Genomic DNA, 10,798 nt, shown 5'->3' on the forward strand with positions numbered 1-10,798 from the left:
CCGTGCCGAGCTCGACCATCGTGCGGGCGAGCTCGCGCGACTTCTCGATGTCCTTGAGGAAGGCGCCTGAGCCGAACTTGACGTCGAGCACCAGGGCTCCGGTGCCCTCGGCGATCTTCTTGGACATGATGGAGGACGCGATCAGCGGGATGGCCTCGACGGTTCCGGTGATGTCGCGCAGCGCGTAGAGCTTGCCGTCAGCAGGGGCGAGGCCCGAGCCGGCCGCGCAGATCACACCGCCCTGGTTGCGCAGCTGTGCGAACATCTCCTCGTTACTGAGGTTGGCGCGCCAGCCCGGGATGCTCTCGAGCTTGTCGAGCGTGCCTCCCGTGTGCCCGAGCCCCCGGCCCGACAATTGCGGCACGGCGACGCCGAAAGCGGCGACGAGCGGCATCAACGGCAGCGTGATCTTGTCGCCGACGCCGCCGGTGGAGTGCTTGTCGGCGGTCGGCTTGCCGAGGCCGGAGAAGTCCATCCGCTCGCCCGACGCGATCATGGCCAGCGTGAGGTCCTTGATCTCGCGGCGCGTCATGCCGTTGAGGAAGATCGCCATCGTCATGGCCGACATCTGCTCGTCGCCGACGTAGCCGCGGGTGTACGCGTCCACCAGCCAGTCGATCTCGGCCGTGCTCAGCTCGCCCCGGTCGCGTTTGGTCCTGATCAGGTCGACGGCGTCGAACGCCTCGACCGCTCCTGCGGTGCTCACGAAGTGGTGTTCCTCTTCAGTCGTTCGTATGGTGTTCGTCTGCCATGTCGGCGTCTGCCCGGTGCTCGTCGGCGTAGGCGGCGAGCTGCCGCGGACCGAAGGCGTCCGGCAGCACGTCGTCGATGGTGCGGATGCCCGACACCGTCTCCAGCAGCATGCCCTCGGCCGAGTGCTCGTAGAGCAGCTGCCGGCAGCGCCCGCACGGCATCAGCGTGTCGCCGTCGCCGTTGACGCAGGTGAAGGCGACGAGGTGGCCGCCGCCGGTCATCGCGAGCGACGACACGAGCCCGCATTCGGCGCACAGCGTGATGCCGTAGCTGGCGTTCTCGACGTTGCAGCCGCTCACGATCCGACCGTCGTCGACGAGCGCGGCGGCGCCCACCGGGAACTTCGAGTACGGCACGTAGGCGTGCGTCATCGCCTCGTTCGCCGCCGCGCGCAGCGCGGCCCAGTCGATCTGCGCGCCGGTCATGACTTGATGTAGGGCTTGCCGTCGGCTGCCGGTGCGCGCGACATCCCCACCAGCCCGGCGACGGCGAAGATGGTGACGACGTAGGGCAGCATCAGCATGAACTCGCTCGGAACCGGGGAGCCGATGGTGCTGAGCACGTTCTGCAGGTTCGTCGCGAAGCCGAACAGCAGGGCCGCGAGGGTCGCCCGGATCGGGTCCCAGCGTCCGAAGATCACGGCGGCCAGCGCGATGAAGCCCTGACCGGCCGTCATCTCCTTCGAGAACGCGCCCACCGAGCCGAGCGTGAAGTACGCGCCACCGAGACCGGCGACGGCTCCCGCGAGCGAGACGTTCCAGAACCGGGTGCTGTTCACGTTGATGCCGACGGTGTCCGCGGCCTCCGGGTGCTCGCCGACCGAGCGGAGGCGCAGGCCCCAGCGGGTCTTGAACAGCCCGAACCACACGAGGAACACCGCGATGTACATCAGGTACTCGATGATCGACTGGTCGAACAGCACCTTGCCGATGACGGGGATGTCGCTCAGCAGCGGGATCGGCCAGCTCGGCAGCCGCGGCGGGTGGTTCAGCGCCTGCGGGTCGGCGGCGAGGACCTGCGAGTACAGGAAGTTCGTCAGCCCGACGACGAGGACGTTGAGCACGACACCGACGATCACCTGGTCGACCAGGTACTTGATCGAGAAGGCGGCGAGCACGAACGAGACCAGCACGCCCGCGACCATCGCGGCGATGAGCCCGACCGCCCAGCTGCCGGTGAACGACGCGGTCATCGCCGAGACGAAGGCGCCCGAGAGCAGCTGGCCCTCGATGGCCACGTTGACGACGCCGCCGCGTTCCGAGATGACGCCGCCGAGCGCACCGAAGACGAGCGGCACCGCCAGGCTGATCGTCCCGAGGAACAGCCCGGTGATCGGGACAGGGTACGGGCTGCCCGAGTCCGCCCAGGCGAGGAAGCCGAACATGAAGATCAGCGCGAAGAGCACGACCATCCAGATCGGAGTCTTGCGTGCGCGCCACGAGTACCAGGCGCTGGCCGCGGTGAGGATCACCAGCAGGATCGTGACCAGGATCGTCGTGACCCGGGTGTCGACCGTCAGGTTCGGGAGCTTGATCGCATCCGTCGCCTCCGACCACCGGAAGGAGCTTTCACCGTTGCGCGGGAAGCCGAAGAACAGGATCAGGCTGATGACGACGAAGACGCCGAAGGCGATGGGCGCCTTCCAGGACCGGATCTCCGCCTTCTCGAGAGCGCTGGGCGAGGAGTCGGGGACGACGGGGGCCGTGGTGGTCACTTGGCCGCCACCTCCTTCGTGACGATGGGACGCTGTCTCCGGGGGGCGCTCCCCGGTGTCGGGAGGCGGAAGATCGCCCGCACCAGCGGCGGCGCGGCGACGAACAGGACGATCAGCGACTGCATGACCAGCACGATGTCGATCGGGATGCCGCCGGCCTGGATCGTGTAGCCGCCCGCCTTGAGCGCGCCGAACAGCAGCCCGGCGATGAAGACGCCCCACGGCCGCGACCGGCCGAGCAGCGCCACCGTGATCGCGTCGAAGCCGATGCCCGCGTCGACTCCGGAGCTGATGCCGGCGGGGAAGACGCCCAGCGCCTGGCTGGCGCCGGCCACGCCGACCAGCGCTCCGGCGAGGAGCATGGCGTACACGTAGACGTTCTTCACGTTGATGCCCGCGACGCGTGCAGCGTTGGGGTTCTCGCCCACCGCGCGGAAGCGGAAGCCCAGGCTCGACCGGTTGATCAGCCACCACACGAAGACGGTGGCGGCGATCACCACGACGAATGCCCAGGTGAGGTTATACTGCACGCCCAGCAGCGGCGGGAACACCGCGTTGGCGTGGATCGGCGGCGCCTTCGGGTTGTTCGACCCCGGCGCCTGCAGCAGGCCCTGCGTGCGCAGCATGTAGGAGATCAGGTAGAAGGCGATGTAGTTGAGCATGATCGTCACGATCACCTCGTGCGCGCCGGTGCGCGCCTTGAGCAGGCCGACGATTCCGGCCCAGACGGCCGCGCCCGCGATGCCGGCGAGGACCGCCACGATCAGGTGGATCACCGGCGGGAGGTTGAACGAGAAGCCCACCCACGCCGCCGCGGCGGCGCCGATCAGCAGCTGGCCCTGGCCGCCGATGTTGAAGAGCCCGACACGGAACGCCAGGGCGACGCCGAGACCGGCGACGATCAGCGGCGTCGCGAACGCCAGCGTCTCGGTCAGCGGGCGGATGCCGGCGGAGAACGTGGGACGGGCGAAGTTGTAGATCGCACCCTGGAACATCGAGGTGTACGCGCTCGACACCGAGTTCCAGATGGCGATGAACGTGTCTCCCGGCCGGGCGAAGAAGTAGGCGGAGGCCTTCTGCACGCCCGGGTCGGTGAAGGCGATCAGGATGGCTCCGACGATCAAGGCCAGCACGACGGCCAGGATGGAGATGACCACCGGGCCGCCCATGATGTCGCGGACCGCCCGGTTCCAGCGGTCGTCGTTCTCGGGCTTCGCGGGCGGCAGGCCCGGCTCCGGGGCCGACGTCACGGTCTGGCCGGGAGTGGGGGTGGCCGTCATGCTGCTGCTCCTGCCTGCTCCGGCGACTCGCCGGCCATCATCAGGCCGAGGACGTCACGCGACGTGTTCCCCGGCACGATTCCTACGATCCCCCCGCGGTACATCACGGCGATGCGGTCGGCGAGCGCCGCGACCTCGTCGAGTTCGGTCGACACCACGATCACCGGCACGCCGGCGTCGCGCGTTGCGACGATGCGCTTGTGGACGAACTCGATCGAGCCGACGTCGAGGCCGCGTGTCGGCTGCGCCGCGACGAAGAGGCGCAGGTCACGGCTGAGTTCGCGCGCGAGCACGACCTTCTGCGCGTTGCCGCCCGAGAGCCGGCCCACCTTGGTGTCGATGGACTGGGTGCGGACGTCGAACTCGCGCACCTTCTCTTCGGCGAAGTCTTTGAGATACGAGAACTGGATGCTGCCGCCCTTGACGAACGGCTCACCGGTCGAGCGGTCGAGCATCAGGTTCTCCTGGATGCTGAACTCGCCGACCAGGCCGTCCTCGTTGCGGTCTTCCGGAACGAACCCGACGCCGGCGTCGAGCACCGTGCGCGGGCTGCGGCCCTGGAGCGGCTTGCCGTCGAGGAGGATCTCGCCCTCCACGCGCGGCTGCAGGCCGAGGATGGCCTCCGTCAGCTCGGTCTGGCCGTTGCCCTGCACGCCCGCGATCGCGAGGATCTCGCCGGCGTGCACCTCGAAGCTCACCTTGTTGACGACGAGCTGACCGATCGGGTCGATCACCGAGAGGTCGTTGACGACGAGCGCGGGCGCTCCCGGTGTCGCCTCCGCCTTCTCGACGGTGAGCGAGACCGCGCGGCCGACCATCATGGAGGCCATCTCGGCGTTGGTCGCGGTGGGCTCGGTCTCGCCGACCACCTTGCCGAGCCGGATCACCGTGATCCGGTCTGCGACCTCGCGCACCTCCCGCAACTTGTGGGTGATGAACACGATCGCGGTGCCCTGCTCCTTGAGCTGGCGCATGATCGCCATCAGCTCGTCGGTCTCCTGCGGGGTCAGCACGGCGGTGGGCTCGTCGAAGACCAGCACCTTGGCGTTCTGCGAGAGGGCCTTGATGATCTCCACACGCTGCTGGACTCCGACCGGCAGGTCCTCGACGAGCGCGTCGGGGTCGACGTGGAAGCCGAAGCGGGCGGAGATCTCGCGCACCTTCGCGCGGGCCGCGTTCAGGTCGAGCCGGCCGCCGAACTTCGTCTGCTCGTGGCCGAGCATCACGTTCTCGGCGACGGTGAAGACGGGGATCAGCATGAAGTGCTGGTGGACCATGCCGATGCCGGCCTTCATGGCATCACCGGGGCCGGAGAAGTGCTGGACTTCGTCGTCGAGCAGGATCTCGCCCTCGTCGGCCTGGTAGAGGCCGTAGAGCACGTTCATCAGGGTGGATTTGCCTGCGCCGTTCTCGCCGAGCAGACAGTGGATCTCGCCGGGTTCGACCGTGAGATCGATGTGGTCGTTCGCGACCAGGGCACCGAACCGTTTGGTGATGCCGCGAAGTTCGAGCTTCATTCGGGTGGGTTCCTTCTCTACTCGCCCGGGGTGAGCACAGAGCCTTGGGGTGAAGGCACGCGACAACGGCCGATGGCCACGATGCGCATCCTCACCCTACCTTTCTGCGCATATGTCAGTGTGTGCTCAAACGAGCGCACGGACAAGACGGGAGCGGCGCGACCGCGACCGGACGTGCGACGGGGAGGCCAGCTCTGCGCTGACCTCCCCGTCGAGTGCTGTCGTGCCGGTTACTGCTTGGGCGACGACGGCGAGGTGACCTTGATCGAGCCGTCGATGATGCCGGCCTTGATCTTGTCGAGCTCGCCCTGCAGGCTCGAGTCCACCTTCGAGGCGAAGTCGTGGAACGGAGCGAGACCGACACCCTCGTTCTTCAGCGTGCCGACGTACGGCGTGCTGTCGAACTTGCCCTTGGCGGACTGGGTGACCACGTCGTTGGTGGCCGGCTTCATGCCCTTCATGACCGAGGTGAGGAGCAGGTCCTTCACACTGGGGTCGGACTGGTACACGTCGGCGTCGACGCCGATCATCGCGATCGGCTTGCCCGAGTCGCGGATCGCCTGCGCGGCCGACTGGTAGATCGGGCCGCCGACCGGCATGATGACGTCGGCGTTCTGGTCGATGACGCCCTGAGCGGTGTTCTTCGCCGTCTCGTTGGCGTCGAAGCCGCCGGTGAAGAGGCCGTTCTGCTTGTCGACGTCCCAGCCGACGACCTTGACCGACTTGCCCTTCTGGTCGTTGAAGTACTTCACGCCGTCCGCGAAGCCGTCCATGAAGATGGTCACGGTCGGGATCTGCATGCCGCCGAAGGTGCCGACGATGCCGGTCTTCGTGTAGCTCGCCGCCGCGTAGCCGGCGAGGAACGCCGCCTGGGCGGTGTCGAAGATGATCGGCTTGACGTTCTTCGCCTGGATCGAGTTGTCGTCGATGATGGCGAAGTCGACGTCGGGGTTCTGCGCCGCAGCCTTCTTGGTCGCGTCGGCGAGCAGGAAGCCGACGGTGACGATCAGGTTGCAGTTGGCGTCGACCATGCTCTGGATGTTCGGGGCGAAGTCGTTCTCGCTCTTCGACTCGGCCTTGTTGTACTTGACACCGAGCGTGCCGGCGGCCTGCTGGAGGCCCTCGTAGCCGAGCTGGTTGAACGAGTGGTCGTCGAATCCGCCGGAGTCGGAGACCATGCAGGGCAGGAACTTGCTGTTCGCCGCGGCCGTGGACGAGTTGTCCGACGGGGCAGCCGAACACGCGGCGAGCAGCGCGACGACGCCGGTCACCGCCAGGCCGACGAGGCCGGCCTTACGGGCTGTGATTGTCAAGGTTGTCCTCCAAGATGCAGGCCTCCCGCTGGTGCCGGGAGGCCACTGTATGCAATGCACGTTACCGAATGTGACGAACGGCTCTGATCGAAAATCCGGCTTCTTCATGCAAGCGTTACAAACGCGCGCGCCGTTGGCACCTGCTCATTTGAGCAGGTGCCGACGGCGATGCGCGCCCGGCGACCCCCGGACGGGAGCAGACCTCCCGCTACATCCACCCGCGCTTCTTGAACACCACGTAGAGCAGCGTGCTCAGACCGACCATCGCCAGCACGGCGAGCGGGTAGCCGAGCGGCCATGCCAGTTCCGGCATGTTGTGGAAGTTCATGCCGTATACGCCCGCGATGAGCGTCGGCGCGAACAGGATCGCCGCCCAGGAGGAGATCTTCTTGACCTCTTCGCCCTGCCGGTGGGTGGAATGCGCCAGGCGCGTCATCTCCTCGTTCTGGCGCTCCGAGACGAGCGTCGAGTTCACGGTGAGGATGTCGCGCAGCAGGTAGCGGAAACCGTCGACGCGCTCGTTCACCTGGGTGAGGTGGTCGGCGACGTCGCGGAGCCGGCGTTCGAGCTCCTCGGTGACGCCGTATTTGGCCGAACCGCGTTCGAGGGCGACCATCACCGCCGAGAGCGGGTGCGTGGCGCGCTGGAAGTCGATGACCTCCCGCGACAGCTCGTAGATGCGCCGGGAGACCAGCGCGTCCCCGCCGAACACCTGGGTCTCGATCTCGTCGATGTCGTTGGCGAGACCGGCGACGACCGGGCTGTAGGCGTCGACGACCGCGTCGATGATCGCGTAGAGGATGGCCTGCGGGCCCAGGGCGAGCAGGTCGCGCTCCCCCTCCATCCGGTGGCGCACGGTCGACAGATCCGGCGACTCGCTGTGGCGCACGGTGATGACGAAGTTCGGACCGACGAACAGGTGCAGCTCGCCGAAGTCGACCTCCTCCGGGACGTCGAGGTAGTTCGCCGCCTTCAGCACCACGAACAGCACGGAGTCGTAGCGCTCCAGCTTGGGCCGCTGATGGGCGACGATGGCATCCTCGATCGCGAGCGGGTGCAGGCTGAACTCCTCCGCCAGCGACATCAGCTCCTGCTCGCTCGGCCGGTAGAGACCGATCCAGGCGACTCCTCCGGGCGTCCCGTCGAGGGCCCGGTAGGTCTCGGCGAGGGTGCGCGGGGAGGCCACGCGCACGCCGTCGGCGTAGATGGCGCTGTCCACCATGCTGTTGCGGGCTGCCGGCCGCGGCTCCGTCAGCACCGGAGCGGGCGAACTGGGAGGATCGACCCTCCGGGCTCGGGACACGAAGGGCATCGGGATGCCGCGTCGGTTCGGGTTCGCCATGGTTCACCTCCTGGTGCGAGCGGATACGTCAGGCGGCCCCCGGCGCCCCGCGACCGGTGCCGCCGGGCCGTGGAGCCACCTAACTGTACGCGCGCTGCCCGCCAGACCGCTGGACGTCGCGCGCGGCGAGGCCCCGGCGACCCGGGTCGCTGCAGGCGTCGAGGATGACGCGCTCGTAGTGCCCGACGAGCTCGGAGCACAGGACGTCCCAGCCCCTGCCCAGCACCCGGCGTCTACCGGCCTCGCCCATCCGCAGCCGCAAGGGCGCGTCGGCCGCCAGCATCGCGACGGCGGCGCGCAGGGACCGGTCGTCCGACGGCGGGAACAGCAGGCCGTCGACGCCGTGCTCGACCAGGTCGATCGGTCCGCCTGCGCGCGGGGCGACCACCGGGAGGCCGGAGGCATGGGCCTCCTGCACGGTCTGCCCGAACGTCTCCTCCGAACCGGTGTGCACGAACACGTCGAACGCCGCGTAGGCGGCGCCGAGGTCGGCTCCCCCGAGCCTCCCCAGCCACGTCGTCGGAACCCCGCGCAGCTGGCGCTCGACCGCGTCGCGCGCCGGCCCGTCGCCGACGATCGCGACCGATACGCCCGGGAGGTCCCTCAGGACCCGCAGCCGTTCCACCTGCTTCTCGGGCGCGATACGGCCGACGTAGCCGACGACCACTTCGCCGTCGGGTGAGAGCCGTTCGCGCAGTGCGGCCGCGTCCGGCCGCCGGCGATTGTTGGGGTGGTAGCGCTCCAGGTCGACGCCCCGGCCCCAGCGGGCCAGCCGGCGCACGCCCGCGTGACGCAGGTCGTATTCGCTCGCCGACGAGGGCACCAGCGTGACGTCGGCGCCGTCGTGCACCCACCGCACGTACTTCCAGGCGATGGCCGCGGTCATCCCGAGGCCGTTGCGGCGGGCGAATCCGGCGACATCGGTCTGGTACACGGCGACGGAGGGAACGCCGACCCGGTTGGCCGCTGCGATCGCCTGCGCACCGAGGAAGAAGGGGGAGGCCGCGTGCAGCACGTCCGGTCCGAACTTCGCCAGGATGCGCTGCACCTGCGGGCTCGGCAGCCCGACCGGGAACTGCCGGTACGCGATCGAGGGCACCTGGTGGATGCGGAAGCCCGCGTACTCCGTCGGCGCGCCCGCCTCCGGGCAGATGACGATCGCCTCATGGCCGCGCTCCGCCAGGTGGTCCAGCACGCGGAGGACGCTGGTCGTGACCCCGTTCACCGTGGGGAGGAAGCTCTCGCTGACGACCGCGACCCTCATGTCCTCAGTGTCGCCGGGCGGAGTGACCCGGCTGTGAACAGAAGGTGACCAGAACCGCTCGGTATCCTTTCGCCATGACATCTCGCGGCGTGCTCGACCGGTTCTACAGCATCATCCCGGCCGGTGGCATCGGTTCCCGGCTCTGGCCGCTGTCCCGGGCCGACGCCCCGAAGTTCCTCCACGACCTCACCGGCTCCGGGCAGACCTTGCTGCGCGACACCTGGGACCGTCTGGCCCCGATCTCGGGCGAGCAGCGGATCATGGTCGTCACCGGTCGAGCGCACCGTGCCGCAGTGGAGGCGCAGCTTCCCGCGCTCGCCGACGCCAATGTCGTCCTCGAGTCCGAGCCCCGGGACTCGACCGCGGCGATCGGTCTGGCCGCCGCCATCCTCGAGCGGCGTGAGCCCGGGGTGATCGTCGGATCGTTCGCGGCCGATCACGTGATCCGCAACCAGCGCCTCTTCGCAGTCGCCGTGAAGGAGGCTCTGGCCGCCGCCGACGAGGGCTACATCACGACCATCGGGATCAAACCCTCCGAGCCCGCGATCGGCTTCGGCTACATCCACTGCGGCGGAGCACTGACCGTGGAGGGCGCCCCGAGCGCCCTCGCCGTCGACTCCTTCGTCGAGAAGCCCGACCTCGCCACCGCCGAGAGCTACCTCGACAGCGGATCGTACCTGTGGAATGCAGGCATGTTCATCGCGCGTGCGGATCGCCTGCTGGAGGAGATCGGGAAGTCGAAGCCGGAGCTTCTGAGCGGCCTGCTCGAGCTGGCCGCCGCGTGGGACGATCCCGCGACCCGTGGTCCGGCCGTCGACCGCATCTGGCCGAACCTCGAGAAGATCGCCATCGACTACGCGGTCGCCGAGCCCGCGGCCGCGGCCGGCAGGCTCGCCGTCATCCCCGGCTACTTCGACTGGGACGACGTCGGCGACTTCGCCTCCCTCTCCAAGCTCAACTCGGGGGGCCGCACCACCGACCTGGCGATCCTCGGCTCCGACGCGCGCGTTCTCGCCGACGCCTCCAGCGGCATCGTCGTCAGCCAGACGAAGCGGGTCATCAGCCTGATCGGGGTGAAGGACATCGTCATCGTCGACACCCCCGACGCCCTGCTCGTCACCACGACGGAGAACGCGCAACGCGTCAAGTCGGTGGTCGACGCTCTCAAGATCTCCGGGTCGACAGACGTCCTCTGAGCCTGCGCCGGCTCAGTCCCTGCTGCCGCCCATGATCGGTTCGTCCTGCGTCATGCGTGGGACGGCACCCCGCGCGGCCGCCCGGTCAAGCGGCCCCGGCGACGCAGTTATCTCGACGTCGAGATAACCAAGGGCAGCCTAAGCAGCGCGGAACCGGCACGCGGCATAGACTTGCCACGCGCTTCGTGCGCGTTCTTTCAGCGATCGCAACCAGGGAGGGTTGTTCGTGCCAGAGCAAGCGGCAGGGACCCTGCAACCGACGACGTCGAGGCCGGGCGGCACGCTGTACCGCGGCCGGGAGGGCATGTGGTCGTGGGTGCTTCATCGCATCACCGGCGTCGCCATCTTCTTCTTCCTCCTCGTCCACATCCTCGACACCTCGCTCATCCGGGTCAGCCCGGAGGCGTACAACGCGGTGA

Annotated in this window: 9 protein-coding genes and 1 pseudogene; 2 read left to right on the forward strand and 8 right to left on the reverse strand. The window is 68.5% G+C overall.

What is annotated here, in order from left to right; genetic code table 11:
* From Q0Q23_RS18930 to Q0Q23_RS18965, 8 genes are all read right to left on the reverse strand, one after another.
* Positions 1 to 706, reverse strand: a 706-nt coding sequence (locus Q0Q23_RS18930) for a thymidine phosphorylase (RefSeq protein WP_295127981.1), incomplete at its 3' end; no start/stop codon positions are given.
* A 16-nt stretch (positions 707 to 722) separates the two neighbouring features.
* Positions 723 to 1,178 (reverse strand): cytidine deaminase, encoded by a 456-nt coding sequence (locus tag Q0Q23_RS18935; protein ID WP_295127984.1) that lies wholly within the window; start codon positions 1,176 to 1,178, stop codon positions 723 to 725.
* On the reverse strand, positions 1,175 to 2,467 hold the full coding sequence (locus Q0Q23_RS18940) for an ABC transporter permease (RefSeq protein WP_295127987.1): 1,293 nt from the start codon (positions 2,465 to 2,467) through the stop codon (positions 1,175 to 1,177). The genes Q0Q23_RS18935 and Q0Q23_RS18940 overlap by 4 nt, the downstream gene beginning before the upstream one ends.
* Positions 2,464 to 3,747 (reverse strand): ABC transporter permease, encoded by a 1,284-nt coding sequence (locus tag Q0Q23_RS18945; protein ID WP_295127990.1) that lies wholly within the window; start codon positions 3,745 to 3,747, stop codon positions 2,464 to 2,466. Before Q0Q23_RS18945 ends, Q0Q23_RS18940 begins: the two co-directional genes overlap by 4 nt.
* Positions 3,744 to 5,264, reverse strand: a complete 1,521-nt coding sequence (locus tag Q0Q23_RS18950) for an ABC transporter ATP-binding protein (RefSeq protein WP_295127993.1) — start codon at positions 5,262 to 5,264, stop codon at positions 3,744 to 3,746. The genes Q0Q23_RS18945 and Q0Q23_RS18950 overlap by 4 nt, the downstream gene beginning before the upstream one ends.
* 230 nt (positions 5,265 to 5,494) lie before the next feature.
* Complete coding sequence (locus Q0Q23_RS18955) at positions 5,495 to 6,577, reverse strand: BMP family protein (protein WP_295127996.1); 1,083 nt, start codon at positions 6,575 to 6,577, stop codon at positions 5,495 to 5,497.
* Between the two features lie 208 nt (positions 6,578 to 6,785).
* Positions 6,786 to 7,919 carry a magnesium and cobalt transport protein CorA gene (locus tag Q0Q23_RS18960; protein WP_295127999.1) on the reverse strand — a complete coding sequence of 378 codons (1,134 nt, stop codon included), beginning with the start codon at positions 7,917 to 7,919 and terminating at the stop codon, positions 6,786 to 6,788.
* Positions 7,920 to 7,998: 79 nt separating this feature from the next.
* Positions 7,999 to 9,183, reverse strand: coding sequence for a glycosyltransferase family 1 protein (locus Q0Q23_RS18965; protein WP_295128002.1), 1,185 nt, complete (start codon positions 9,181 to 9,183; stop codon positions 7,999 to 8,001).
* Positions 9,184 to 9,257: 74 nt separating this feature from the next.
* On the opposite strand from Q0Q23_RS18965, the gene Q0Q23_RS18970 reads away from it, so the two are divergent.
* Positions 9,258 to 10,379 (forward strand): mannose-1-phosphate guanylyltransferase, encoded by a 1,122-nt coding sequence (locus tag Q0Q23_RS18970; RefSeq protein ID WP_295128005.1) that lies wholly within the window; start codon positions 9,258 to 9,260, stop codon positions 10,377 to 10,379.
* A 226-nt stretch (positions 10,380 to 10,605) separates the two neighbouring features.
* Positions 10,606 to 10,798 (forward strand): annotated as a pseudogene (locus Q0Q23_RS18975) (succinate dehydrogenase, cytochrome b556 subunit); the annotation flags it as partial.

This window comes from uncultured Leifsonia sp. (assembly GCF_945957465.1).
Lineage (GTDB): Bacteria > Actinomycetota > Actinomycetes > Actinomycetales > Microbacteriaceae > Leifsonia.

Bases quoted from the DNA above. Each gene is read 5' to 3' on its own strand.
- Q0Q23_RS18960 (WP_295127999.1), bottom strand. From the start codon at position 7,919: ATGGCGAACCCGAACCGACGCGGCATCCCGATGCCCTTCGTGTCCCGA.
- Q0Q23_RS18970 (WP_295128005.1), top strand. From the start codon at position 9,258: ATGACATCTCGCGGCGTGCTCGACCGGTTCTACAGCATCATCCCGGCC.
- Q0Q23_RS18935 (WP_295127984.1), bottom strand. From the start codon at position 1,178: ATGACCGGCGCGCAGATCGACTGGGCCGCGCTGCGCGCGGCGGCGAAC.
- Q0Q23_RS18945 (WP_295127990.1), bottom strand. From the start codon at position 3,747: ATGACGGCCACCCCCACTCCCGGCCAGACCGTGACGTCGGCCCCGGAG.
- Q0Q23_RS18965 (WP_295128002.1), bottom strand. From the start codon at position 9,183: ATGAGGGTCGCGGTCGTCAGCGAGAGCTTCCTCCCCACGGTGAACGGG.
- Q0Q23_RS18950 (WP_295127993.1), bottom strand. From the start codon at position 5,264: ATGAAGCTCGAACTTCGCGGCATCACCAAACGGTTCGGTGCCCTGGTC.